A 26,360-nucleotide genomic window follows, 5' to 3' on the forward strand; every position below is an offset into this window, starting at 1 on the left:
TCCTGCTCGGAGTGGGCAGTCGGTTCGGTGCGGTCGGGTGTCGGGGAAACGGCGCTCACCACCGGCGGGCGAAGTGGTTGCGCAGCCAGATCGCGAGCGAGTTCATGACCAGCAGGATCACCAGCAGGATGACGATCGCTGCGGATGCCAGCGCGGTGAACCCGGCGCGGGACTGGCTGATCCAGTTGAAGATCTGGATCGGCAGGACGGTGAACTGGCTCTGCACTCCGGTCGGGTTGAACGTGATGAACGTCAGTCCGCCGAGCAGGAGGAGCGGTGCGGCCTCACCGATGGCTCGGGACAGCGCGAGGATCGACCCGGTCGCCATGCCGGGCACGGCGGCGGGCAGGACCTGACGCCAGATGGTCTGCCACTGGGTGGCGCCGAGGGCGAGGGATGCCTGCCGGATGGACTGCGGCACGGCACGGATCGCCTCCCTGGAGGAGATGATCACGATGGGCAGGACGAGCAGCGAAAGCGTCAGGGACGCGGTCAGCACGGTCTGGCCGAAACCGAGGCCGCGGGAGATCACGCCCAGGCCGAGGATGCCGTAGACGATCGAGGGGACCGCCGCGAGGTTCTGGATGTTGATCTCGATGGCGCGGTTCCACCACTGGTGCGGATCGGCGTACTCCTCCAGGTAGATCGCGGTGAGAACGCCGGTGGGCAGGCAGTAGATCGCGGTGAAGCTGATGACCCAGATCGTGCCCGTGATCGCCGACTGGGCGCCGGCGTTCGAGGGGTCGATGATGTCGGGGAAGTTGGTCCACAGCTTCGAATTCAGCCGGGGCCAGCCCTCGACGACGACGTAGGTGAGCAGGCCGACGAGGAAGACGACACCAATGGCCAGCGAGGCCCACAGGCTGAGCTGGAAGAACCTCTCCCGCAGCGGCAGACCGCGTCCCTGGAGGCGCGGGACGTCCGGCACGTCCGTCGTGGTGGCGGTGTGGGAGCTCATTCGTACACCTCGCGGTACTTGCGCACCAGGCGGATGCTGATCAGGTTCATCACGAGCGTGATGGCGAACAGCAGCAGGCCCACGGCGAAGATCGTCTGGTAGCCGGTGGAGCCGGTGGGCAGGTCGCCGATGCCGGCCGCTGCGATGAATGCGGTCATGGTCTGCATGCCTTCGAGTGGATTGAAGGAGAGGTTCGGGCGTCCGCCGGCGGCGATGGCGACGATCAAGGTCTCGCCGATCGCCCGGGAGATGCCGAGCACGACCGCTGCGACGATGCCGGACAGCGCGGCCGGGAAGACCACCCTGGTGGAGACCTGCATGCGTGAGGATCCGAGCGCGAACGCACCGTCGCGCAGGGAGTGGGGCACGGCGTTCATGGAGTCCTCAGCGAGTGAGGCGATCGTGGGGATGATCATGATGCCCATGACGAATCCCGCCGAAAGCGCGTTGAAGACCTGTGGGGGGTCACCGGTCGGCCAGAAGTCCTGCAGCAGTGGCGTGATCGCCTTGAGCGCGAAGAAGCCGTAGACCACCGTCGGGATGCCGGCGAGGACTTCGAGTATCGGCTTGAAGACGCCGCGTACCCGGCGGCTCGCGTACTCGCTCAGGTAGATCGCGGCGCCGAGCCCGAGCGGGACGGCCACGAGGAGGGCGATGAGGGTGACCATCAGTGTGGCGGTCACCAGGGGGAGGACGCCGAAGTGCGGCGGTCTGAACAGCGGGGCCCAGTTGGTGCCGGTGATGAAGTCGCCGAAGTTCACCTTGCCGAAGAACTCAGCCGCGGGCGGGATCAGGGCAATGACGATGCCGATCGTGGTCAGTACCGAAACCAGGGAGGCGGCCACCAGAAGAACCCTGATGGCCCTTTCGCCATAGCGCGGCTGGGACTGCTTCAGGAAGCCGGGGCTTCCCGAAGCGGCCCGCCGCCCGATGTCCGGGGAGGTCATGACTTGTGCTGCTCCCGCAGCGTCTCGAGGTCTTTCTTCAACTCGGCCTCCTGCTGTGCGTTCAGCGGCACGAACTGGGACTTCTTGGCGATGTCGGCGTTGTTGGCGACGTAGTACTCGACGAACGCCTCGACTTCCTTCCTGTCGAGCGCGACGGCATTCGGGTAGATGAACAGCGGGCGGGAAAGCGGCTTGTAGGTGCCGTCCTGGACGGTGGCCTGAGTGGGCTCGACGCAGCCGTTGCCGCCGTCGATCTTCAGGACCTTCACCTTGTCCTTGTTCTCCTCGTAGTACGACAGACCGAAGTAACCCATGCCGCCCTTGGAGCCGGAGACGCCCTGGACGGTGACGTTGTCGTCCTCACTGGGCGAGTAGTCGGTGCGGGACTTTCCCTCTTCACCGTTGATGGCCTGGGTGAAGTAGTCGAACGTGCCCGAGTCGGTGCCCGCGCCGAACAGCTCCAGCTGGACGTCCGGGAACTTGGGGTCGATCTGCTTCCAGTTGTTGACCTTGGAGCCGGGCTCCCAGATCTTCTTCAGCTGGTCGACGGTCAGGCACTCGGCGAAGTCGTTGTCCTTGCTCACCACGACGGACAGACCGTCGTTGGCGACCCGGAACTCCTCGTACGTGATGCCCTTCTTCTCGCAGGCCGCCTTCTCCTCGTCCTTGATCGGCCGCGAGGCATCGGAGATGTCCGTCTCGCCGGCGCAGAACTTCTCGAAACCGCCGCCGGTGCCGGACGTGCCCACCGTGACCTTCACGCCCGGATTCTGCTGCTGGAAGAGCTGAGCCGCGGCCGTGGACAGGGGAGCCACTGTGCTGGAGCCGTCCACCTTGATCGTGCCGGCGAGCTTGTCACCGCCGCCACCCTCGGAGCCCGCGTCGGCGCCGCCGCACGCACTCGCAGCGAGCATGACACCTGCCGTCAGAGCCGCCGGAGCCGTGGCCCGTCGCAGCGAAAGGGGGATGTTCACGTAACTCTCGATCCTCGTGAATGCCGCGGCACCGGCCGGACGCTGCAAGTGGGGTGGGGCTGCGCGGCGTCTGGCGCCTCTCGCGGTCCACCTGCCGGCGGGAGGGCGTGCCCGATTCGTATTCGCCTCTCGCCCGCTTGCGTACGGGCGGGAGTGCCAAAGCGTCACTCACCGATGATCGCCCATATTCCTGCGGGCGAAAACCCCGAATTGCCCGGATTGGGGGTATCGTTCCGTGCCTCGTGCGGGAGGCGCTACGCGACTCCCGACTTGTTGCCGCGGATGGCGTGAGGAGCTTTCATGGCTCCGACCGGCTCGCGTTCACCCGATCAGCTGCGGCGGTATGCGCTGATGGCGATCACTCGCCGGTGCACGAGCTCACAGTGACACCAGCAGGGAGAGGCTTCCCGCGGTCTTGATGTCCACTTCGAACAGCAGCACGATCGTCGGGATCGGCAGCTCGCCCCCCGCCATGCCCATGATCGCCGCGACCACTCCGATGCCGAACCCGTCCACGACTCCGACCGGCACCTGCGCCCACAGTGGCGGTGCGAGGGTGTCCAGGGTGGTGGTGTGCGTGACCACCAGGGCGGCCGCCATGAGCACCATCAGGACGGCCAGCACCTTGTAGAGGGTGGCGCTGCGCATGCGTACCGCCCAGCAGGCTCCCGGCCAGCAGGTTGGCCGGGACCGGCCAGCGTGCAGCCACCTCGGCGGCCGGGACCGCCGCCAGACGGGCCGGCAGCGCAACCAGGCGGCCGGCCGCGGGGGTCGGCCATGTTCTGCCGGTACCCGGGCAGCACACGACGACGAATCCTGCTACTGCGGCTTCCACGGCAACGGCTTTTCCCCGAGAGGTGAGGGGGATACCGAAGATGACAGCGTCCGGAGCCGTGCGGATCCCGGTTGAGCATCAGGGAGTCGTCAAGAGTGCGTCTTGTGGTGTGCCGGACGTCGCTCATGGACGCGGGTACGTCACTTACTCGAGGCCGGAGATCTCGAAGACGCTCTGGGCCGTCGCGCGGTCGATCCGTACCGACAGCTGTCGCAGCGCGGTAGCCCCGCACAGGAGGGAGCCTCGGGCGAGGCAGTCGCGGGCGTCCTCGTCGAAGAGGCGCCACAGCGGAGGATTGGTGATGAGGACCTGCGGGTCGAGAACGACCCGGCCGCCCTCCGCGTCGCGCAGCACCAGCCGTTGTGCGACGCCGTCCTTCCAGCGTGCCGACACCAGGCGGTCGGTGCGCACCCTGCGCTCACCCAGCAGGCCGCGGGAGGCCAGCCAGCCCTTGCCCGCGGTCACCCGGGGTGGCAGCAGCACCACGAACAGCAGCATGGTGAGGGCGACCCACAGCAGGGTGCGCACGGGAGTCAGCGTGCCTGCGCCCGTGTCGATGAGCAGGAGCAGGCCGAGGAAGAGCGCGCCGCAGCCGACCGCGCTCCGTGCGTCGCCGGCCCAGTTGGCGTCCCGCGCGGCTGATCCGGAAGGTTCTGCGCCTTTGGTGCTCTCCGACGTGGATCGGGTGATACGTCGTCCCATGATGGCGAGGCTAGATACTTCCTCGCCGCTGGGCATGGACGTTGACGCATCGCATATGCGGCGCCTGCTGTTTCTTGACGCCGTCCGATGCGGCAAGCGTTAAAGGTGCGTGAAGGGGCCCCAATCCCACGACAAGAACGCGCCAGGACCGGGCACAACAGGCCGGATCTCGGCGCACCCTGAGCGGACCTGGACCAAAGGAGATCACCCTCATGTCCGTTCTGACGACCGAGGCCGAAGCCGCACCCGGCGCCGAGGAACCCCCGGATACCGGCGCGCGGCACAAGCTCACAGCCGTCACGGGCCTGGCCGCCCTTTCTCTCGACGCGATGGCGTCGGTGGCGTACGGGCCGGAGGCGATCGTCCTTGTCCTTGCCGCCGTCGGCGGCTACGGCCTCGGTTTCACTCTTCCGGTCACGCTGGCCATCGCCGCGCTGCTGGCGGTGCTGGTCGCCTCGTACCGGCAGGTGATCGCCGCCTTCCCCGACGGCGGCGGCAGCTACGCGGTCGCCAAGCGGCACCTGGGCCGTCGCACCAGTCTGGTGGCCGCGGCCTCCCTGGTCCTGGACTACGTCCTCAACGTCGCCGTCGCCGTCACCGCCGGCGTAGCGGCGCTGACGTCAGCCTTTCCCGAGCTGTACGAGGACAGGCTGTGGCTCTGCCTGGTCGTTCTCGCCTTGATCACGGGCGTGAATCTGCGCGGCATCGTCGATTCCGCCAAGGCGTTCATCGCGCCCACCGTCGTCTTCGTCGGGGCGATCCTCGTCCTGATCGTGATCGGCCTGTTCCGCGATGCCCCGGTCTCCACCGAGGCAGCCGCCGGGCACGCTTCCGTCCTCGCGGACAACGCCACCACCGTCGGTGTCCTGCTCCTGCTGAAGGCCTTCGCATCCGGCTGCTCGGCGCTGACGGGCGTCGAGGCCATCGCCAACGCCGTCCCGTCCTTCCGCGCCCCGGCCGCTCGCCGCGCCCAGCACGCGGAGGTCGCGCTCGGTGTGCTGCTCGGTGTGATGCTGATCGGCCTGTCCGTGCTGATCTCGCGCTTCGGGCTCCAGCCGGTCGAGGGCGTCACCGTGCTGGCGCAGCTCGCCGACGCGTCCGTCGGCCACAACTGGGCTTTCTACGTCGTCCAGTTCGCGACCATGGTCCTGCTGGCGCTCTCCGCCAACACCTCGTTCGGCGGACTGCCCGTGCTGCTGAAGCTGCTGGCCCGCGACAACTACCTGCCGCACGTCTTCGGACTGAAGGCCGACCGCCAGGTCCATCGCCACGGTGTGCTCGCCCTGGCCCTCGTCTCTGCAGCGTTGCTGGTCTTCTCCGGCGGCGACACCAACACCCTCGTGCCGCTCTTCGCGATCGGCGTCTTCGTCGGCTTCACCATCGCCCAGACCGGCATGGTCCTGCACTGGCGGCAGGTACGCGGCCCCCGGTGGGCGGGCAAAGCACTGCTCAACGGTCTGGGCGCGGTGCTCACGGGTGTGAGCGCGGTCGTCGTCACCGCCACCAAGTTCCACGACGGCGCCTGGCTGATCGTCGTCGCCCTGCCGCTCCTGGTGGCCGGTTTCGAGGCCGTCCACCGTGAGTACGGGAAGATCGGCGAGCGCCTCGGGATCGGACGCATCCCCGAACCGCCCTCCCAGGAACGGTCGTTGGTCATCGTCCCGGTCTCCTCGCTGACCCGGCTGACCCGCGATGCCCTCACTGCCGCGGTCTCCCTCGGCGACGAGGTCCGGGCGGTCACGGTGTGCCACTCCGACCCGGAGGACCGCGCACAGACCGACGCCCTGGAGCGGGACTGGGACCTGTGGAACCCGGGCGTCCCGCTGGTCCGGCTGCCTTCCGACCGTCGTACACTCGGCCGGCCGATCGCCGCGCACGTACAGAGGACCGCCGCGATGGACCCCGGTACCCGGATCACCGTCCTCATCCCCGAGGCCGAACCCGTTCACATGTGGCAGCGGATCCTGCAGAACCAGCGCGGCGCGGTCGTCGCCCACGCCGTGCGCCGGGACACGGACGCGGTGATCTGCCGCCTCCGCTTCCGCCTCACAGAGGCAGAGTCAGTTCGTACGGGAACTCCTCACCGCCCCGCAGACAGGTGAACTGCACGTGCAGCCGGCCCGCCCCGGACGGGAGGGCCGGCTGTCCGGTGATGCTGCCGTCCGGACCATGCGCTCCCAGGGGACGACGCGGTCGAAGGCGGCACCGGCCGCCTGTGCGGCGGGACGGGGCGAGCCGACAAGGAGAGGTGGGCGGCCGCTGGAGTCCTGTCGTCGCCGGGGCCCCGGCGACGACAGGACGTTCTGTGCGGACACGGCGCAGCTGGGGAGGTGCCGCCGTGTTCACGCAGCCGAAGGCGCGACCGGGGATACCCGGCTTGATGGTCATGCCACTGACATCCGCAGCCTTGAGCGGCCGAAAGTGACCCTAGGCCTCGCAACCCCATGAAATGACGCGAGTTGGGCTGATATTGACGGCGCTCTGACAGCTCTTTGGCAGCGTGTACCGCCGAGCGTCAAGCATCCATCAAGGCGAGCTGATTGAGCGTCAGAGATACGTCAAGGGATGCCGTCTGCGATCAGAATCGGCCGAAACTGATCACCTCGGGGGAGCGGACGTCTGTCCGTGGTGTGAAGTGGAGGGGCTGTGACCATCACGGCCGGTAATGCGCCCAGTTCGGAGGCGGGGGCCCGGACCGGCGCCGCGCCGCAACACACCTCGGCCGGACGTCAAGAGGTCCGGTCCGGTCGGCGTTCACGAGGGGGTCCGCCGCCGGACCGGACACGTATGTCGGTGCTGCTCGGCCGGCTCCGGGATCGCTGGGGGACCACGCCCGGCCGGCTGCGCCTCGTACGCGCCGGCATCCTGCTGCTCGCTGCCGCCTTCCTGCTGCTCCTGGTGCCGGCGGGCCTCGCCGTCTCGGGAACCTGGGACACCGTCGCGGACCGCCACGCGCCCCGAACCACCAGTGCGGCCGGGCTCAACCTGGCCCTGAACGACCTGGACGCCCAGGCCGCCAACATCCTCCTGTCCAGCGGCAATGCGGGCAAAGGCCGGATGCCTGTCCCCTATGACAAGGCCCTCGGCTTCTACAACGACTCCCGGCACACGGCCAGCCGAGAACTGCGTGTCCTCTCGGCTGCAGCCGAGGGCGACCGCAAGGCCGAGCGGACCGTCGGGTGCTGCGCGCGGGCGACCGCAAGGCCGAGCGGACCGTCGGGTGCTGCGCGCGGGCGACCGAGTGGTTCTGGTGACCACACGCCTGGGTCTGGACGTCCTGATGACCGGCGTCCAGCCTCACCGGACCACTGGTCGGCGCACCGGCCCCCGGTGACCCGAAAGCGCCGGGGCCACGAGGGCGGCGTGCCGCCCCGCGGTGCCGGCGGACCCGGATCTTCCCAGGCCGAAGAGGCGGCCGTAAGAAAGTCGTCAAAGTCGAGTCGGCTGCCGTAAGGACCCCATCAAGGACGATCGCGCTGGCTCGAAACAGACGATTTCCTCTAGGGGCCCGAATCAATTCCGAACCTCTTCAGGAGCTCACGATGGCCGATGTGGCCTTCGTCGTCACCACGATCGCGGTGTTCGCGCTGGTGGCTGTCGTCGCCAAGGGGGTGGCAAAGCTGTGACCGCCGAGAACATCGTCGGCCTGGTCGTGGCCGTCGCTCTGCTGGGTTATCTCGTCGTTGCCCTCGTCAAGCCGGAGAGGTTCTGAGCACGAATATGAGCCCCGTTCTTGCTGGTGTGCTCCAGCTGCTGGCGCTGATCGCGGCGCTGGCTCTCGCATACCGTCCGCTCGGCGACTACATGGCCCGGGTCTACTCCTCCGACAAGCACCTGCGTGTCGAGAAGTGGATCTACAAGGCGATTGGTGCCAACCCGAACGCCGAGATGCGCTGGCCCGCCTATCTGCGCGGTGTCCTGGCCTTCTCGGCGGTGAGCGTCCTATTCCTGTATCTGCTGCAGCGGGTGCAGGGCAGTCTGCCCGGCTCGCTCGGCTTCTCCTCGATCGACCCGGACCAGGCGTTCAACACGGCCGCGTCGTTCGTGTCGAACACGAACTGGCAGTCGTACTACGGCGAGCAGGCCATGGGCCACGTCGTGCAGACCGGCGGTCTGGCGGTGCAGAACTTCGTCTCCGCAGCTGTCGGTATCGCGGTCGCAGTCGCACTCGTGCGCGGTTTCGCCCGGTCCCGTACCGGTGAGCTGGGGAACTTCTGGGCCGACCTGGTCCGCGGCACCGTCCGTATCCTGCTGCCGATCTCCGTGATCGCGGCGATCGTGCTGGTTGCGCTGGGGGCTATCCAGAACTTCGCCGGGATCCATGAGGTCGGCCAGTTCATGGGTGGCACGCAGCAGTGGAACGGCGGCGCGGTCGCGTCGCAGGAGGCGATCAAGGAGCTGGGTACCAACGGCGGTGGTTACTTCAACGCCAACTCGGCCCACCCCTTCGAGAACCCCAACGCCATCTCAAACCTGTTCGAGATCTTCCTGATCCTGCTGATCCCGTTCGCTCTGACCCGCACCTTCGGCCGCATGGTCGGCAGCCTGAAGCAGGGCTACGCGATCCTCGCCACGATGGCGACGATCTGGATCGGTTTCACGGCGTTGATGATGTGGACCGAGTTCCACCACGGCGGCCCGGCCTTCGACGTCGCCGGCGGCGCCATGGAGGGCAAGGAGACCCGCTTCGGCATCAGCACGTCCTCGATCTGGGCGGTCGCGACGACGCTCACCTCGACCGGTGCCGTGAACTCCTTCCACTCGTCCTTCACCGGTTTCGGCGGCGGCATCACCCTGCTGGGCATGCAGCTGGGTGAGATCGCTCCCGGTGGTGTCGGTTCCGGCCTCTACGGCATGCTGATCATGGCGATCATCGCGGTGTTCATTGCGGGCCTGATGGTGGGCCGTACGCCCGAGTACCTGGGCAAGAAGATCGGCACCCGCGAGATCAAGCTCGCGGCCTGCTACATCCTCATCACGCCCGCGCTGGTGCTCTGCTTCACCGCCGCGGCGATGGCCCTGCCGACCCCGGCCGACTCGATGACCAACTCGGGCGCGCACGGCTTCTCCGAGATCCTCTACGCCTACACCTCGGGTGCCAACAACAACGGCTCCGCGTTCGCGGGTCTCAACGCCGACACCCAGTGGTTCAACACCACGATCGGTCTGGCCATGCTGCTCGGCCGCTTCCTGCCGATGGTGTTCGTGCTGGCGCTGGCGGGCTCGCTCGCCGAGCAGAAGCCCATCCCCGCCACCGCGGGCACGCTGCGCACCGACAAGCCCCTCTACACGGGCCTGCTGGTCGGCACCATCCTGATCATCACCGGTCTGACCTACTTCCCGGCCCTCGCGCTGGGCCCGCTCGCCGAAGGGCTGGCGTCATGACCACGAACGTAAAGAAGCACGAGGACGACATGTCCACCACCACCCCGACCCGGGCGCCGCACTCCGACGTGCCGACCGGTCACAAGACCGAGCCCGGCCGCGTCGGCGGGGGGCTCTTCGACCCCAAGCAGCTGATCAAGTCCTTCCCGGACGCCGTCCGCAAGCTCGACCCGCGGGTGATGATCAAGTCCCCGGTGATGTTCGTGGTCCTGGTCGGTTCGGTTGTCACCACCGTGCTGGCGCTCAAGGACCCGAGCGACTGGTTCGGCTGGGCGATCGCCGCGTGGCTGTGGCTGACCACGATCTTCGCCAACCTGGCGGAGGCCGTGGCCGAGGGCCGCGGCAAGGCGCAGGCCGACACCCTGCGCAAGGCCAAGACCGACACGGTTGCGCGCCGCCTGACCGGTACGACCGAGGAGCAGGTGCCCGGCACCGAGCTGCGCGTCGGGGACCTGGTGGTCTGTGAGGCCGGCGACATCATTCCCGGCGACGGTGACGTCGTCGAGGGTGTCGCTTCGGTGGACGAGTCGGCCATCACCGGTGAGTCGGCTCCGGTCATCCGCGAGTCCGGCGGTGACCGGTCCGCGGTCACGGGCGGTACGAAGGTGCTGTCCGACCGGATCGTCATCAAGATCACGACGAAGCCGGGCGAGACGTTCATCGACCGGATGATCAACTTGGTCGAGGGCGCAGCCCGGCAGAAGACGCCCAACGAGATCGCGCTGAACATCCTGCTCGCGTCCCTCACTATCGTCTTCCTGCTCGCGGTCGTCACCCTGCAGCCGTTCGCGATCTACGCGCAAGCCGAGCAGACGATGATCGTGCTGACCGCGCTGCTGGTCTGCCTGATCCCGACGACGATCGGCGCGCTGCTCTCCGCGATCGGTATCGCGGGCATGGACCGCCTCGTGCAGCGCAATGTGCTGGCGATGTCCGGCCGCGCGGTCGAGGCCGCCGGTGACGTCTCCACACTGCTGCTCGACAAGACCGGCACGATCACCCTCGGCAACCGTCAGGCTGCCGAGTTCGTCCCGGTCAAGGGCGTGACCGCGGCCGAGCTCGCGGACGCCGCGCAGCTCTCCTCGCTCGCCGACGAGACGCCCGAGGGTCGTTCCATCGTCGTCCTGGCGAAGGAGAAGTACGGGCTGCGCGAGCGCCACCAGGGCGAGCTGGAGCACGCCACCTGGGTGCCGTTCACCGCCCAGACCCGCATGAGCGGAGTGGACCTCTCCGAGAACGGCGAGGCCCGCAAGGTCCGCAAGGGTGCGACCGGCTCGGTGCTCGCCTGGGTCAAGGAGCGCGGCGGCCAGGTGGCCGACGACGCCGACACGACCGCGAACAAGATCTCCGAAGCCGGCGGCACGCCGCTCCTCGTCGCTGTCGAGGACGACAAGGGCGCTCGCGTGCTCGGTGTCATTCACCTCAAGGACGTCGTCAAGGAGGGCATGCGCGAGCGGTTCGACGAGCTGCGCCGCATGGGCATCAAGACCGTGATGATCACGGGTGACAACCCGCTGACCGCCAAGGCGATCGCCGAAGAGGCGGGCGTGGACGACTTCCTCGCGGAGGCCACCCCCGAGGACAAGATGGCGCTGATCAAGCGGGAGCAGGCCGGTGGCAAGCTCGTCGCGATGACGGGTGACGGGACGAACGACGCCCCGGCCCTCGCTCAGGCGGACGTCGGTGTGGCGATGAACACCGGTACCTCGGCCGCCAAGGAGGCCGGGAACATGGTGGACCTCGACTCCAACCCGACCAAGCTCATCGAGATCGTCGAGATCGGCAAGCAACTCCTCATCACCCGGGGAGCGTTGACGACCTTCTCGATCGCCAACGACGTGGCGAAGTACTTCGCCATCATCCCGGCGATGTTCGCGGTGGTCTACCCGGGCCTGGACAAGCTCAACATCATGAACCTGTCCTCGCCGGAGTCGGCGATCCTGTCGGCCGTCATCTTCAATGCGCTGATCATCATCGCGCTGGTGCCGCTCGCCCTGAAGGGCGTGCAGTACCGGCCGACCAGCGCCGACAAGATGCTCCGCCGCAACCTCGGGATCTACGGCCTCGGCGGCCTGATCGCCCCGTTCATCGGCATCAAGATCATCGACCTGCTCATCTCCCTCATCCCTGGCATCGGGTGACGACACCATGAACAACTCCGTAGGAAACACCGCGAGGTTGATCGGGGCCGGGCTGCGGGCTCTCCTCGTCCTCACCCTGGTGACCGGCGTCATCTACCCGCTGCTGGTCACCGGCATCGCCCAGGGCCTGTTCCCCGGCAAGGCCAACGGCTCCGAGATCAAGAGCGACGGCAAGGTCGTCGGCTCTTCGCTGATCGGCCAGACCTACAACCTGCCCAAGAAGAACCCCGACGACCCGGAGGAGGCGGTACTGCCGGACCTGAAGTGGTTCCAGCCGCGCCCGTCCAACGGCCTGGGCAGCAACAGCGTCAACACCCAGTACTCGCTGATCCTGTCCGGGGCGACCAACCGCTCCGGTGACAACGGCGCGGTCAACGGCCGCTGCCCGGAGGACGCGAAGGACGCGGAGGACGGCACTCTCTGCAAGTGGGTCGTCGAGGCCAAGGCCGCCGTCGTCAAGGACAACTCGACGGCCACCTACAAGGTCAAGCCCTCGGACGTGCCGGCCGACGCCGTCACCTCCTCCGGTTCCGGCCTGGACCCGGACATCTCCCCGGAGTACGCGAAGCTCCAGGTCCACCGCGTAGCCGAGCAGAACCACCTCACCGTCGCCCAGGTCGACAAGCTCGTCGCCGACCACACCGACGGCCGGATCCTCGGCTTCATGGGCGAGCCCCGGGTCAACGTCCTCGAGCTCAACATCGCACTCAAGGAACTCATCCAGAGGTGACCGGCCGTGGGTCGCGGGCAGCTGCTGCCCGCGGCCCACAGCCGCTCGGTCCTTCAGCACAACAGAAAGGCGGCGCACCGATGACCCGGGTGCTCGTCGTGGAGGACGATCCCCAGCTCGTCCGGGCCCTCACGATCAATCTGAAGGCCCGTAAGTACGAGGTGGACGCCGCGGCCGACGGCGCCGCCGCCCTGCGGATCGCCGCCACAACGCCACCGAACGTCGTACTGCTCGACCTCGGCCTGCCCGATATGGACGGCATCGACGTGATCAAGGCGCTCCGCGCCCGGAGCGGTGTGCCAGTCTTGGTGGTCTCCGCGCGCCGGACCTCCGATGAGAAGGTCGCGGCGCTCGACGCCGGCGCCGACGACTACATCACCAAGCCGTTCAGCATGGACGAGTTGCTCGCCCGCTTGCGGGCGGCGGCCCGGCGGACGCAGACCACGACTTCCTCTTCCTCCGCCGAGGGCTCGGCGATCGTCACGGCCGGGGAATTCACCGTCGATCTGCTCGCCAAGAAGGCACGGCGAGACGGGCGAGACGTACGGCTCACCCCGACCGAATGGCACCTGCTGGAGGTCCTGATCCGCAACCCCAGCCGACTGATCAGCCAGAAGCAGCTCCTCCAGGAGGTCTGGGGTCCTGCCTACGGCACACAGACGAACTACCTCCGTGTCTACATGGCCCAGCTGCGGCGCAAACTCGAAGCGGACCCGTCATATCCCCGGCACCTCATCACCGTGCCCGGCATGGGATACCGCTTCGAGGTGTGACGACCGACCCCTGATACTTACCGACGACCACCACGCCTCCGCCACGAAGATCGGAACCATGGGACGCGGCAAGCTTCGTATCTACCTCGGCGCGGCCCCCGGCGTCGGCAAGACCTACGCCATGCTCTCCGAGGCACACCGCCGCATCGAGCGCGGTACCGACTGCGTGGTCGCCTTCGTGGAGCACCACAACCGGCCGAGGACCGAGGTGATGCTCCACGGCCTCGAGCAGACCCCGCGCCGGTCGATCGAATACCGCGACGCCGTCTTCACCGAGATGGACGTCGACGCGGTGCTGGAACGCCGTCCGGCCGTCGCCCTGGTGGACGAGCTCGCGCACACCAATGTCCCCGGCTCCCGCAACGCCAAGCGCTGGCAGGACGTCGAGGAGCTCCTCGACGCGGGCATCCACGTCATCTCCACGGTCAACATCCAGCACCTGGAGTCCCTCGGCGACGTCGTCGAGTCGATCACAGGTGTACGGCAGCGCGAGACCGTCCCCGACGAGGTCGTCCGCCGCGCCGATCAGATCGAACTGGTCGACATGTCGCCCCAGGCGCTGCGCCGCCGCATGGCTCACGGAAACATCTACAAGTCCGACAAGGTCGACGCGGCTCTCTCCAACTACTTCCGCCCCGGAAACCTCACCGCACTGCGCGAGCTGGCCCTCCTGTGGACCGCCGACCGCGTCGACGAATACCTGCAGGAGTACCGGACCCAGCACCGGGTCTCGAAGATCTGGGGCTCCCGCGAACGCATCGTCGTCGGCCTGACCGGCGGTCCCGAGGGACGTACGCTCATCCGCCGCGCGGCCCGGCTCGCGGAAAAGGGAGCCGGCGGAGAGGTCCTCGCCGTCTACATCGCCCGCAGTGACGGGCTGACGTCCGCCTCGCCCAAGGAGCTGGCCGTCCAGCGCACCCTGGTCGAGGACGTCGGCGGCACCTTCCACCACGTCATAGGCGACGACGTCCCCACCGCGCTGCTGGAGTTCGCGCGCGGCGTCAACGCCACCCAGATCGTCCTCGGCGTCAGCCGCCGCCGCGCGTGGCAGTACATCTTCGGGCCCGGCGTCAGCGCCACCGTCGCCCGCGACTCCGGCCCCGACCTCGACGTCCACATCGTCACCCATGAGGAGATGGGCCGTGGCCGGGGGCTTCCCGTGGCCCGCGGCGCCCGGCTCGGCAGGTCCCGGATCATCGCCGGCTGGCTGACCGGCGTCGTCGCGCCAGTGCTGCTCAGCCTGCTGCTGACGAACATCGACGCCGACCTCGGCCTCGCCAACGACATGCTGCTCTTCCTGACGCTGACGGTGGCCGCCGCCCTGCTCGGCGGACCGCTCCCGGCACTGGCGTCGGCGGCCTTCGGCTCACTGCTGCTCAACTACTACTTCACCCCGCCACTTCACCAGCTCACGATCTCGGACCCGAAGAACATCGTCGCCATCGTGATCTTCGTCGGGGTGGCGATCTCGGTCGCGTCGGTCGTCGACATAGCGGCCCGACGCACCCACCAGGCTGCCCGGCTGCGCGCCGAGTCCGAGATCCTGTCCTTCCTCGCCGGCAGCGTGCTGCGCGGCGAGACCACCCTCGACGCCCTGCTGGAACGGGTCCGCGAGACCTTCTCCATGGAATCGGTGGCACTCCTGGAGCGCGAGAGCGACGTCGAGCCCTGGACCTGCGCCGGCAGCGTCGGGAGCTCACCGGTGGCCCGTCCGGAGGACGCAGACGTGGACATGCCCGTCGGCGACCACATGGCGCTGGCCCTCTCAGGACGTCCCCTGCCCGCCGAGGACCGCCGGGTGCTCGGCGCCTTCGCCGCCCAGGCTGCCGTCGTACTCGACCGCCAGCGCCTTCAGCACGAGGCCGACCAGGCCCGCGACCTGGCCGAGGGCAACCGCATCCGCACCGCCCTGCTCGCGGCCGTCAGCCACGATCTGCGCACCCCGCTCGCCTCCATCAAGGCGTCGGTCAGCTCCCTGCGCTCCGACGACATCGACTGGTCACCGGACGACCAGGCCGAGTTGCTCGCAGGCATCGAGGAGGGAGCGGACCGCCTCGACCACCTGGTCGGCAACCTCCTCGACATGTCCCGCCTACAGACCGGCACTGTCACCCCGATCATCCGCGAGATCGACCTCGACGAAGTCGTCCCCATGGCCCTCGGCGGCGTCCCTGAGGACAGGGTCGTACTCGACATCCCCGAGAACCTGCCCATGGTCGTCGTCGACGCCGGCCTCCTGGAGCGCGCGGTCGCCAACGTCGTGGAGAACGCCGTCAAGTACAGCCCCGACGGCGAACCGGTCCTCGTGTCCGCCAGCGCCATCGCCGACCGCGTGGAGGTCCGCGTGGTCGACCGCGGCCCGGGCGTCCCCGACGAGGCCAAAGACCGTATCTTCGCCCCCTTCCAGCGCTACGGCGACGCCCCGCGCGGCGCGGGCGTCGGCCTCGGCCTTGCCGTCGCCCGCGGCTTCGCGGAGGCGATCGGCGGCACGCTCAACGCCGAGGACACCCCCGGTGGCGGCTTCACCATGGTGCTCAGCCTGCCCTCGGCGGCAGGCGGCTCACCGGTTCGCCCCGACCTCCCGGCCACGGCGACGTCCTGAGGGCCCACCTGGCCGCCCGGACTTCCCCGGACAGCGAAGCAGACCAACGACGTGTCAAAGACGCCTCAGTTGTAGCCGGCGTCGTACCTGCCGGCAGCGCCCGAGCGTTCCACCCTCCCCGTACGCACGTGGGGTCAAGGCCGCGTCACGGTCCTGACCCGAGGGCGATGGTGCAGCTCATCCCGCTTTACGTTGTCCTCGCCGCGCTCCTTGTTGGCCGACCCCGTGGTCCCGGTGGGTGCCGGGCGCCGCGGTGTTGTCACTCGCAGAGAATCTGCACCTTGGAGTCGGGGTCGTTGACGTCGACGGTGACGTCGTCGAGCTGGTCGATGAGCTCCTCGAGGTGCTGCGGCTTGAGCTCGCCGAGGTCGATCGATACCCCTGACTTGTTCAGCTCAGCGTTGACCTTGGTGAGCGCCCGCGGAGGGATCAGGCTGGTGAGCCGGACCCCGGCGCGCAGCAGTTGCAGAGGGACCCGGATGTTGACCCGGCTTGACCCGTCGCCGCCGGAGTCGTCCGCCGCCTCCACCACCACGCGCAGGTACTTGGGCCGGGCCTTCCGGCGGGACGCGGCGCCCGGCGGCGCCTCGGGCTGTTGTCGTTCGAGGGCGTCGATCAGCCGCTCGGCCTCCTCCGCGGTGATCTTGCCCTCGGCCAGCATTTCCAGGACCTGGCGGCGCTGCTCGTTCATCGGTGCTCCTTGCTCCTTGACTTATCTGATGCTGACCAGGAAGGCCGTTCGGCCCTCCTCGATCTCGAACCGGGTGCCGGGCAGCGCCCACAGCAGTCGGCCGACGCCGCGCAGCGCACCCACCGGGCTCACCCCAGTGGCCAGGCATGCGACCAGTCCGCCCAACACGGCGAGCAGCAGCGGGGGAGAGCACCAGCAGCACCGGCAGGACAGGGACGTACAGCCGCAGCCGGCGGCCGTTGGAACGGCGATAGCGCACTGTCACCAGCTACGGGATCATCGGGACCTCTCCAGCTCGGCCAGCGCCTCCTGGGCACTGATACAGGCGTCGCGTACGACCTCGACAGGAGCGCAGAACGCTGACGCTGCGTACATGCCTCGCTCAACGGGCGGCCCGCGGCGACCATTCCCGTAAACGCGGCATAGGGTGGCGGAATGCAGGAGCAGTACCGGACAGTGGCCCGCGAGGGCGTGCACGAGACCGAGATCAACCGATCGCGCTTCATCTGCGCGCTCGCCCCCGCCGCGACCGAGCAGGAGGCGCAGGACTTCGTCGCACGCATCCGCAAGGAGCACCCGACCGCCACGCACAACTGCTTCGCGTATGTCATCGGCGCGGACGCCGCGGTCCAGAAGGCCAGTGACGACGGCGAGCCGGGCGGCACCGCGGGGGTGCCGATGCTGCAGATGCTGATGCGCCGGGAAGTGCGTTATGCCGTCGCCGTCGTCACGCGTTACTACGGTGGCGTCAAGCTCGGTGCGGGCGGGCTGATCCGTGCGTACGGGGGAGCGGTCGGCGAGGCCCTCGACGCGCTCGGCACCCTCACCCGGCAGCGCTTTCGGCTGGTCACCGTGACCGTCGACCATCAGCGGGCGGGCAAGCTGGAGAACGATCTGCGTGCGACCGGACGGTCGGTGCGAGACGTGCGGTACGGCGAGGTCGTGACCATCGAGCTCGGGCTTCCGGACGCGGATGTCGAGGCCTTCCGTGCCTGGCTCGCCGACACGACTGCCGGGACGGCGGAACTGGAGCTCGGCGGCGAGGCGTACGGCGACGCCTGAGGCGCACCTGTGGAGCAGTCGGTTCGGGGGCTGGAGCGGGTGCGCGTTCGTCCGACGGACCGCACGCGCCGTGCCACGGCCGCCGGTTGTCTCCGCCGGTGCGGGGCCAGGAAGCGCTGCCCGGTCACCCTGGCCGCCAAGCGGGCGACACGGCAGAACGTCGCCGAGGGCTTCTGCGGGCCGGCGCCGGGCCTCGCGTCCGTCGTGGGTGAAAAACCGAGGTCTGTGAGGGATCAGGTGCCGACGGGAGATAGCGTGGTCGGTGCTTGTGGCGAGGCTCCGTGCTGGGCGGGTGCTGGCTCTGGGGGCGGAGAAAGGGAAACATGCAGGTCGGAGCCGTCTTGTGAGATTTCTGCACACGTCGGACTGGCACTTGGGACGGTCGTTCCACCGGGTGAGCCTGCTCGACGCCCAGGCCGCTTTCCTCGATCACCTGGTGGCGACGGTGCGCGAGCGCGACGTGGACGCGGTGCTGGTGGCAGGGGACGTGTACGACCGGGCCGTGCCGCCGCTGGCCGCCGTGGAGCTCTTCGACGACGCACTGCACCGCCTCGCCGGCGTCGGGGTGCCGACGGTCATGATCTCCGGCAACCATGACTCGGCCCGTCGGCTCGGCGTCGGCGCCGGGCTGATCGAGCGGGCCGGAATCCATCTGCGTACGGACCCGGCGGGCTGTGGCACAGCGGTGGTGCTCACCGACGAGCACGGCGAGGTCGCCCTCTACGGACTGCCGTATCTGGAGCCCGCCCTGGTGCGGGACGAGTTCCGGACAGCGACGGCCGGGCACGAAGCCGTGCTCGGCGCCGCCATGCGGCGGGTACGGGCGGATCTCGCAGGGCGTGCGCCGGGCACCCGGTCCGTTGTTCTCGCGCACGCGTTCGTGGTCGGCGGGGAGCCCAGCGACAGTGAGCGGGACATCACCGTCGGCGGGGTCGCCGCCGTGCCCGCGGGCGTCTTCGACGGCGTCGACTACGCCGCTCTCGGGCATCTGCACGGCTGCCAGACGATCAACGAGCGCGTGCGGTACTCGGGTTCGCCGCTCGCGTACTCCTTCTCCGAGGCCGGCCACCGCAAGACCATGTGGCTCGTCGACCTGGGGCCCGGCGGGGAGATCGAGGCCGAGCGGCTGGACTGCCCGGTGCTCCGGCCGCTCGCCCGCATCCATGGACGGCTCGAAGAGCTCCTGGAGGACCCCGCGCTGGAGCGCCACGAGCAGGCCTGGGTCGAGGCGACGCTCACCGACCCCGTCCGCCCGAACGAGCCGATGGCCCGGCTCACCGAACGCTTCCCTCACACCCTGAGCCTGGTCTTCGCCCCCGAGCGGACCGACGAGGACCCCCTCGCCTCCTACGCGGAGCGGCTGCGCGACCGCGACGACCACCAGATCGCGGAGGACTTCGTGGCCCACGTGCGGGGCGGTGCGGGCCCCGACGAGCAGGAGCGTGCCGTGCTGCGAGGCGCCTTCGACGACGTCCGGGTGGACGCGGCGGTCCGCGGTGGTGAGTGAGCCAGAGGGGGGCGAGACGGTGGCGAGTGAGCCGAACGCGGACGCGACGCCCGCGGCCGGAGGCCGCTGGTCGAACTCGGTGACAGGGAGCGCGCGCGCAGGCCGCGAAGGCTGCGATCGACATGCGGCCACCGCCGCGCGGGCGGCCGAGGGCGGACGACCGTCGACACCGGCTGACGCGGAGCCCGGAGGCGGACCGCGCTTCACAAGGGAGGTGGCCGGGTGAGACTGCACCGACTGGGCCTCACCGCCTTCGGGCCCTTCGGCGGGCGGCAGGACGTCGACTTCGACGCACTCACCGCCGCAGGGCTGTTCCTGCTCCACGGACCGACCGGCGCGGGCAAGACCTCAGTCCTCGACGCCGTCTGCTACGCGCTCTACGGGGCGGTGCCCGGAGCTCGGCAGAGCCCTGGTGCGTCGCTGCGCAGCGACCATGCCGCGCCGGGGACGTACACCGAGGTGTGCCTCGAACTGACGGTGGGCGGGCGGCGGCTGGAGATCACCCGGCGGCCCGCGCAGCCGCGTCCCAAGAAGAAGGGCACCGGCTTCACCACCGACAAGGCGCAGAGCTGGCTGCGGGAGTTCGACGCCGAGCGCGGCGAGTGGAAGGCGCTCAGCCGTTCCCACCAGGAGATCGGCGAGGAGATCACTCAGCTCGTCGGCATGAGCCGGGACCAGTTCTGCCAGGTCGTGCTGTTGCCGCAGGGCGACTTCGCACGGTTCCTGCGGGCCGACGCGGAGGCGCGCGGAAAGCTCCTCGGCCGGCTCTTCGACACGCGGCGCTTCGCCGCGGTCGAGGAGCGGCTCGCCGAGCTGCGGCGCGGTGCGGAGCAGCAGGTCCGTGACGGCGACGAACGGCTGCTCGCCGTCGCCCACCGCATGGCCCAGGCGGCGGGCGGCGCGGCCGACGGTCTGCCGGCGCCGGATGCCCGGCCTGGGGACCCGGGCCTCGCCGGCTCGGTCCTGGAATGGGCGGCCGTGGCCCGCGCGGGCGCGCGTGAAGCCCTCGACATCGCCGGGTGTGCCCTGTCCGCGACGGAGAGCAGGCAGGCCGCGGCCCGGCGTGCCCTGGACGACGAGCGCGAGCTGGCTGCGCTGCAGCAGCGCCACACGGAGGCGCGCCGGCGCGCGGACGAGCTGGAAGCCCGCCGCCCCGAGCGGGACGAGGTCCAGAACCTGCTGGACCGCGCCCGCAAGGCCGAACGCGTCGGCCCCGCACTGCGGATGCGTCAGGACGCGGAGGGGGACCACAGGGCCGCGAGCGACGCCTGGGAGCGGGCGCGGGCGTCGCTGCCCACGACACTGGTGGACGCAGGCGGGGAACGGCTCTCCGCGCTGGAGCGCGAGCTGAGCCAGGAGCTCGGCGGCCTCGAAGCGGCCCGCCGCGCCGAGCGGCGCAGTGCGGAACTCGCCCGCGAGCGCGCGGACCTGGAGCGCCAGGCCCGAGCCGACGAGGAGCTGCTCCAGGACGCGGACGTCTGGCTCGCGGACTGGGAGACCGTTCGCAGCGGCCTCCAGGACCGGATCGACGCCGCCACGGACGCCGCCACCCGCGCCGAACACCTTTCGGGCCGACTGGACCCGGCCCGGCGCCGCGTGGCCGCCGCCCGTGAGCGAGACCGCCTCGCCGCGCGTGCCGCCGGGCTCGAGGACAGCCTCCGCACGGCCCGCGATCGCGCGGGTGCCGCCCGCGAATCCTGGCTCGACCTCAAGGAACGCCGTCTTCGCGGCATCGCCGCCGAACTCGCCTCCGGCCTGGTGCCGGGCGCCCCCTGCGCCGTCTGCGGCTCGGCCGACCACCCCGCCCCGGCAGTGGCCGACGACACCCACGTCGACCGCGCCCGCGAGGACGCGGCCTACGAGGCGTACACCCAGGCGGACACCGCTCGCGCCGACGCGGAACGCGAACGGGCCGTCGTCCGCGAGTCGTTCACGGCGGCGCGGACGGCGGCCCGCGAACTGGCGCCCGCACCGGGCGCGCCGAGCGCCCATGACGGCACGACGCCGGACGCCTCCAGCCGTACCGGCGGCACGGCACCCGGCCCGGACCCGGCGACGGGCGACGGCCGGTCCGGCGGCGCTGGGTCGGGCGGGTCCGTGTCCGACGGCGGGGGCCGGGCCGAGGCCCTCCTGTCCGAGGTTCCGGTGCCGGGCAGCGGCCGTCGTGCCGTGGCGGCGGCCGGTCACGGGTCTTCGCGCGGGTCCGTGTCCGACGGCTGGCCGGTGTCGTCCGCAGGCGGCGACGGCGACGCCGACCCGGAGGTCCGGGATCTGGCCGCTGTCGTCGAGGGGCTGGAGCGGGAGTACCGGGAGGCGTATGCGCTGGCCGCCGGGATGCACGCCGCGCGCGAGGCGCTGGACCGGGCGGAACGGGAGCGCGAGGAGCGGCTTGCCGCGCGACAGGAGGCGGAGACGCGCGGGGCCGCGCTGCGGGAGCGGCGTGAGATGCTCGACCGCGAGCTGGCGGTGCTGGACACCGAGGTCGTCCGCGCGACCGGTGGCGCGGGCAGCGTGGCCGAGCGGGCCGCGCTCCTGGAGCGGCGGATCGGGCTGCTCGCCGGCGCCGCCGATGCCGTCCGCGCGGTCGAGGACACCGCCCGGCGCCTGAAGGAGGCCGACGACCGGCTCGCCGACGCCGCGTTCCGGGCCGGGTACGACATGCCCGCCGAAGCCGCCGCCGCACTGCTGGACGACGACGCGCAGCGCGAGCTCCAGCACCGGCTCGACGCCTGGGAGCGCGAGGCCGCCGCGGTCGCCGACCGGCTTGCCGAGCCGGAGCTCCTGGCCGCCGCCGCGCGCCCGCCCGCGGACCCGTACGCCGCTCAGCAGACGTACGAAACCGCCGATCGCGCGCTGCGCGGCGCCGCGTCCGCGCTCGCCGTCGCACGCGATCGCTGCGCCGAGCTCGCGCGCCTGACCCGCGACGCCGAGGCCGAGGTGCGCCGCCTCGGTCCGCTCCGTGAGGAGTACGACCGGGTCGCCCGGCTGGCAGGACTCACCGCGGGCACGTCCTCGGACAACACCCGCCGGATGCGCCTGGAGTCGTACGTCCTCGCGGCCCGGCTCGAACAGGTCGCGGCCGCGGCGACCGTCCGTCTGGCTCGCATGTCGTCCGGCCGCTACACCCTCGTCCACTCCGACGCCCGCGCCGGTGGCAAGCGCTCCGGGCTCGGTCTGCACGTCGTCGACGCCTGGACCGGCCGCGAGCGCGACACCGCGACGCTCTCCGGCGGAGAGACGTTCTTCGCCTCGCTGGCCCTCGCCCTCGGCCTCGCCGACGTCGTGACGGAGGAGGCGGGTGGCGTGCGCCTGGACACCCTGTTCATCGACGAGGGCTTCGGAAGCCTCGACGACCAGACCCTCGACGAGGTCCTCGACGTCCTCGACTCGCTCCGCGAGCGCGACCGCAGCGTCGGCATCGTCAGCCACGTCGCCGACCTGCGCCGCCGGATCCCGGCCCAGCTGGAGGTGGCCAAGGCGCGCAACGGCTCGGCGGTACGCCTCAGAAGTGCCTGCACCGGCGACTGACCTCCCTCGCTGTCGCATCGGTTGGCGTTTCGATCTCGCTGACGCCGTGAGGGTGATCACTTCTGGAGGCGATCACCGGGTGTGAGTAGTTGAGGTACAGGAAATCCCGGTGAGATTGATCTTGGTCAGCCGGCACACCGTTCTGTGGCCTCGCTGAGGTTCACGGAAAGATCGTCGAGTGCCGTGGCGCAAGCCCTGCTCCGCAGGTACAGGTCCAGGCACGCCGCTCGCGCAGCGCGACCGCGAGGTCTTCCGGGTACGTGCCCACGCCGTCCCGCCCGCCGGACTGCTCGGCATCGCCACGGCGGCCACCTGTTTCGGGGTTCTGCTCGGCAGGCTCAGGGGTAGAGGCCGGCCCGGAAGGTGAACGAGACGAGTTGCGCTCGATCACGTGCGCCGACCTTCGTCATGGCCCGCACCGCATGCGTCTTCACGGTGAACGGCGACACGGACATCTGGGCCGCGATCTCGTCGTTGCCGAGACCGCTCGCGACGAGAACGACCACGTCCCGCTCCCTGGGTGTCAGAGCGTCGAAGCGTCTCAGCAGTTCCTGGTCGATCACCGGGGGCCGACTGTCGGTCATGTGACCGATGAGCGCGGCCGTCGCGGCGGCCGACAGCGCACCGCCACCGCCAACGACCTCGGTGATTCCGGCGACGAGTTCAGCGGGGCTCACGGTCTTGCTCAGGAAACCGTTGGCGCCCGCGCGAAGGGCGGCGAGAACGATGTCGTCCTGGTCAAAAGTGGTCAGCACGATCACCCGCATCTTTTCGGGTGGGTGCTCTTTGCGGATCCGGCGGGTGGCTTCGACACCGTCGATGCCTGGCATCCGGATGTCCATCAGGACCAGGTCGACGGGGTGGTCCCGGAGGAAGGGGACGACCTGGAGTCCATCGGAGAGATCACCCGCAACAACGAGACTGGGGTCGAGCCGGAGCATCGCTTTGATGCCGGCCCTTATCTCGTCCTGGTCGTCGACGATCAGAATCCGCGTCGTCATACGGCGGCTCCCAGGGGGCTGAACTCCGCATGGACCCGGAATCGGCTGTCGTCACTGTCGATCGTCAGCTGTCCGTTGGAGGACTCGACGCGTTCGCGCATCCCCACGAGTCCGAGTCCGCTGCCCGAGCCGGAGTCGCGCAGTGAGTGTCCGATTCGGTTCTCCACGGTGACGCAGATCCTGCCGTCGCGCTCGCGCACATCCACCGTTGCCGCCCCTTCTCCATGCCGGTAGGCATTGGTGAGGGCTTCCTGAAGGACGCGGTAGACCGTCACGCCGACGCTGGGCTCCACGAAACCGGCGGGGATGTCGATGGAGGGATGGACGTCGAGGCCGATGCTCTCGAAGGAGGCGACAAGGCCTTCCAGGCCGCTGAGCGCCGGGGTCGGCCGGAGCGCCTCGTCGTCGGAGACGTCGTCTCCTAGGCGGAGGAGCGCGAGGATCCGTTGCGTTTCGACGACGACGGTGCGGGCGCTGGACCTGGCCGAGACGAGGGCCTGCCGGGAGGACTCGGCGTCTTCGGGCAGCCCGATCTCCGCGGCACCGAGATGCATGCTGAGCATCGCGACCTGGTGGCCGATGACGTCGTGGAGGTCCCGGGCGATGCGGAGTCGTTCCTCGGTCACTCGTCGGGTGGCTTCGATCTCGCGGGTGGCGATGGCGCTCTCGGCCCGTTCCTCCAGGGTGAGCCAGTGCTCTCGGTGGATGCGCAGCGCGGCCCCTGTCGCACCTCCTGCAATGGCCGAGAAGAGTGCGGCGGATCCCACGATCGCGCCGCCCCGGAATCCTCCCAGTGTCATGAACGCCCCCAGGAAGAACGCCGCCACGATGCCGATTCCGGCAAGCGGCTGTTTCCCCCTGAGGGTGACCGAGAACAGTACGAGCACCGCCATCATCCACACCGACAGGGGGTCGTGGCCCACCGCTGTGACGGCGAAGGACGCCGCGCTCGCCACGACCAGTCCTGCCCACGGCCTCCACCAGGAGAGGGCGACACCGCCACCGGCGAGGAGTACGGACAGGGCCGTCGGCCCATCCGACCCTCGCAGGATCACTGCCACGATCTGGCCGGTGAACACCAGCGCGGCCACCGCATAGGCGACCAGGTGCAGTGCCTCGGGGCGGCGGACCCACAGGGGCGCTGCGGGCCCGTCCTGATTGTTCTGCGCCTTGACCATGGTCTGATTCTCGGCCACATGCGCAGCGGCCGTGTACTTCGAATGATGTAGACGGCAAGCCCGGTCCAGGCTGCGGGGACGGCAGAACCCGTTCGATTCGAATTGGACGGCAGAACTACTTCGTCTGAAGTACACGGCCCGTCCCGAGGCCGCTGAGACTCCTCATCGAGGCGACCGTCTCACACCATCATGATCACCGAACGGGACACCCGATGACTCAGACCACCGTGACTTCGCGCACGACCACGACCACGACGACGCCCTCCGGGCTCCGATCGCTCCACCTGATCCGGGTCGCCTTCTCCCTGATCTGGGTGGCACTCGTCGTCACGACCTCCGCCTCGCTCGTGTCGACGGACCGGCCCACAGTGATCGCGGCCGTACTGCTCGTGATCTACCCCCTGTGGGACGCCATCGCCACGCTCCTCGAGCGTCGCATCGCCGGCACCGGCCCCATGGACCGCGTCGGTGCCACCAACGTGGTTCTCGGCCTCGCCACCGCCGCCGGGATGATCATCGCCGTCTTCTCCACCATCGGGACGGCCCTGCTCGTGTTCGGCATCTGGGCCCTCCTTTCCGGAGCGATCCAGCTCGTTGTGGCGATCCGGCGCCGACGCACCGTCGGCGCCCAGTGGCCCATGGTCATCAGCGGCGGACTGTCCGTCCTCGCCGGTGCGTCCTTTGCTGCCATGTCCGCCTCGGCGACGAGCAGCCTGGCCTCGGTCGCCGGATACTCGGCCTTCGGCGCCTTCTGGTTCCTGCTCTCCGTAATGGCCCTGAGCATCCGCAGTCGACGCGAAAAGCGTTGACCACCGCCGTCGGAGCCACCGTCTCTCCCGGAGGCGCGGTGTCTTTTGACCTGCTGATACTGCACCGGCCCGCGCCGGACCGCTTCGAGAAGACCATCGCCCTGCTCCTGCTCGTCGTCCTCGGTCCAGGTGCCGAACGGCCCGGGCTGCCCGGCTCGGCGCCGAGCTGGAGCGCGCCGCCCTTGCGGCGCCGGTCGGAGGGGAACACTGGGTGCCCGCCTCGGCCTGGGCGGGGATCGCGGCGCGGCCGCCCTGCTCGAGAGCTTCAGATGAAAGCCAACTCCCCTGCAGTGCCTGTCCATTACCGTGCGCACGACCGCTGTCCGCGGCTTCCCAGCGGTCGGCCATGCGCATGGCGGCGCCGGTGTCTTTGCTCGCCCGGTCGTCGAAGTGGGTCAGGGCTCTCCTGGGGCGGAGCCCAGGTACTCCAGCCGTAGACCAAGCTAGTGCCCCTCCCGGCAAGCTTTGCCCTGTCGCGCCGCCCGGCACGCACCCTCGCTGCGTTGGCCAAAAGCCCTGGTAGCTCCGCTACAAGGA

General features: G+C 69.7%; 20 protein-coding genes. 12 read left to right on the forward strand and 8 right to left on the reverse strand.

Going from position 1 to position 26,360, the window contains the following annotated elements:
* Positions 1–55 precede the first annotated feature (55 nt).
* The 5 genes from pstA to ACZ6ZQ_RS36600 all read right to left on the reverse strand — a co-directional run bounded on the left by pstA (position 56) and on the right by ACZ6ZQ_RS36600 (position 4,416).
* Entirely contained in the window at positions 56–958 is a 903-nt protein-coding gene (pstA, locus tag ACZ6ZQ_RS36580; protein WP_469772846.1) for a phosphate ABC transporter permease PstA, read from the reverse strand.
* Positions 955–1,905: a phosphate ABC transporter permease subunit PstC gene (pstC, locus tag ACZ6ZQ_RS36585; protein WP_469772847.1), complete on the reverse strand. Its 951-nt coding sequence runs from the start codon at positions 1,903–1,905 to the stop codon at positions 955–957. Before pstC ends, pstA begins: the two co-directional genes overlap by 4 nt.
* Positions 1,902–2,879 (reverse strand): PstS family phosphate ABC transporter substrate-binding protein, encoded by a 978-nt coding sequence (locus tag ACZ6ZQ_RS36590; RefSeq protein ID WP_469772848.1) that lies wholly within the window; start codon positions 2,877–2,879, stop codon positions 1,902–1,904. The genes pstC and ACZ6ZQ_RS36590 overlap by 4 nt, the downstream gene beginning before the upstream one ends.
* Positions 2,880–3,257: 378 nt before the next feature.
* Positions 3,258–3,527: a hypothetical protein gene (locus ACZ6ZQ_RS36595; RefSeq protein WP_469772849.1), complete on the reverse strand. Its 270-nt coding sequence runs from the start codon at positions 3,525–3,527 to the stop codon at positions 3,258–3,260.
* Positions 3,528–3,858: 331 nt separating this feature from the next.
* The gene (locus ACZ6ZQ_RS36600) at positions 3,859–4,416 is read right to left on the reverse strand and encodes a hypothetical protein (RefSeq protein WP_469772850.1); all 558 of its coding nucleotides are present in this window, start codon (positions 4,414–4,416) and stop codon (positions 3,859–3,861) included.
* A gap of 212 nt (positions 4,417–4,628) precedes the next feature.
* Between ACZ6ZQ_RS36600 and ACZ6ZQ_RS36605 the strand changes: the two genes are divergently transcribed.
* From ACZ6ZQ_RS36605 to ACZ6ZQ_RS36640, 8 genes are all read left to right on the forward strand, one after another.
* A complete protein-coding gene (locus tag ACZ6ZQ_RS36605) occupies positions 4,629–6,518 on the forward strand; it encodes an APC family permease (protein ID WP_469772851.1) in 1,890 nt (629 codons plus the stop codon).
* 685 nt (positions 6,519–7,203) lie between these two features.
* A complete protein-coding gene (locus ACZ6ZQ_RS36610; RefSeq protein ID WP_469772852.1) occupies positions 7,204–7,869 on the forward strand; it encodes a hypothetical protein in 666 nt (221 codons plus the stop codon).
* A gap of 169 nt (positions 7,870–8,038) precedes the next feature.
* Positions 8,039–8,128, forward strand: a complete 90-nt coding sequence (gene kdpF / locus ACZ6ZQ_RS36615) for a K(+)-transporting ATPase subunit F (RefSeq protein ID WP_469772853.1) — start codon at positions 8,039–8,041, stop codon at positions 8,126–8,128.
* A gap of 8 nt (positions 8,129–8,136) precedes the next feature.
* Positions 8,137–9,801 (forward strand): potassium-transporting ATPase subunit KdpA, encoded by a 1,665-nt coding sequence (kdpA, locus tag ACZ6ZQ_RS36620; protein ID WP_469772854.1) that lies wholly within the window; start codon positions 8,137–8,139, stop codon positions 9,799–9,801.
* Positions 9,798–11,942, forward strand: a complete 2,145-nt coding sequence (gene kdpB, locus ACZ6ZQ_RS36625) for a potassium-transporting ATPase subunit KdpB (RefSeq protein ID WP_469772855.1) — start codon at positions 9,798–9,800, stop codon at positions 11,940–11,942. Before kdpA ends, kdpB begins: the two co-directional genes overlap by 4 nt.
* 7 nt (positions 11,943–11,949) lie before the next feature.
* A complete protein-coding gene (locus tag ACZ6ZQ_RS36630) occupies positions 11,950–12,672 on the forward strand; it encodes a potassium-transporting ATPase subunit C (protein ID WP_469772856.1) in 723 nt (240 codons plus the stop codon).
* Between the two features lie 80 nt (positions 12,673–12,752).
* Positions 12,753–13,445: a response regulator gene (locus ACZ6ZQ_RS36635; protein ID WP_469772857.1), complete on the forward strand. Its 693-nt coding sequence runs from the start codon at positions 12,753–12,755 to the stop codon at positions 13,443–13,445.
* 58 nt (positions 13,446–13,503) lie between these two features.
* Positions 13,504–16,047, forward strand: coding sequence for a DUF4118 domain-containing protein (locus tag ACZ6ZQ_RS36640; RefSeq protein WP_469772858.1), 2,544 nt, complete (start codon positions 13,504–13,506; stop codon positions 16,045–16,047).
* Positions 16,048–16,306: 259 nt separating this feature from the next.
* Here the strand turns inward: ACZ6ZQ_RS36640 and ACZ6ZQ_RS36645 are convergent, their stop codons facing one another.
* Positions 16,307–16,738 carry an SHOCT-like domain-containing protein gene (locus tag ACZ6ZQ_RS36645; protein WP_469772859.1) on the reverse strand — a complete coding sequence of 144 codons (432 nt, stop codon included), beginning with the start codon at positions 16,736–16,738 and terminating at the stop codon, positions 16,307–16,309.
* A 435-nt stretch (positions 16,739–17,173) separates the two neighbouring features.
* Between ACZ6ZQ_RS36645 and ACZ6ZQ_RS36650 the strand changes: the two genes are divergently transcribed.
* From ACZ6ZQ_RS36650 to ACZ6ZQ_RS36660, 3 genes are all read left to right on the forward strand, one after another.
* Complete coding sequence (locus tag ACZ6ZQ_RS36650; RefSeq protein ID WP_469772860.1) at positions 17,174–17,800, forward strand: YigZ family protein; 627 nt, start codon at positions 17,174–17,176, stop codon at positions 17,798–17,800.
* A 343-nt stretch (positions 17,801–18,143) separates the two neighbouring features.
* Positions 18,144–19,307: an exonuclease SbcCD subunit D gene (locus tag ACZ6ZQ_RS36655; protein ID WP_469772861.1), complete on the forward strand. Its 1,164-nt coding sequence runs from the start codon at positions 18,144–18,146 to the stop codon at positions 19,305–19,307.
* Between the two features lie 222 nt (positions 19,308–19,529).
* Positions 19,530–22,835 (forward strand): AAA family ATPase, encoded by a 3,306-nt coding sequence (locus ACZ6ZQ_RS36660; RefSeq protein WP_469772862.1) that lies wholly within the window; start codon positions 19,530–19,532, stop codon positions 22,833–22,835.
* A gap of 338 nt (positions 22,836–23,173) precedes the next feature.
* Here ACZ6ZQ_RS36660 and ACZ6ZQ_RS36665 read toward each other — a convergent pair whose 3' ends face one another.
* Positions 23,174–23,836, reverse strand: coding sequence for a response regulator transcription factor (locus ACZ6ZQ_RS36665; protein ID WP_469772863.1), 663 nt, complete (start codon positions 23,834–23,836; stop codon positions 23,174–23,176).
* Complete coding sequence (locus ACZ6ZQ_RS36670; protein WP_469772864.1) at positions 23,833–25,032, reverse strand: sensor histidine kinase; 1,200 nt, start codon at positions 25,030–25,032, stop codon at positions 23,833–23,835. The genes ACZ6ZQ_RS36665 and ACZ6ZQ_RS36670 overlap by 4 nt, the downstream gene beginning before the upstream one ends.
* A 194-nt stretch (positions 25,033–25,226) precedes the next feature.
* Here ACZ6ZQ_RS36670 and ACZ6ZQ_RS36675 point away from each other — a divergent pair, with 194 nt between their 5' ends.
* Positions 25,227–25,823 (forward strand): DUF308 domain-containing protein, encoded by a 597-nt coding sequence (locus ACZ6ZQ_RS36675; protein WP_469772865.1) that lies wholly within the window; start codon positions 25,227–25,229, stop codon positions 25,821–25,823.
* The last annotated feature ends 537 nt before the right edge of the window (positions 25,824–26,360 follow it).

This window comes from Streptomyces sp. NPDC053673 (assembly GCF_055585225.1).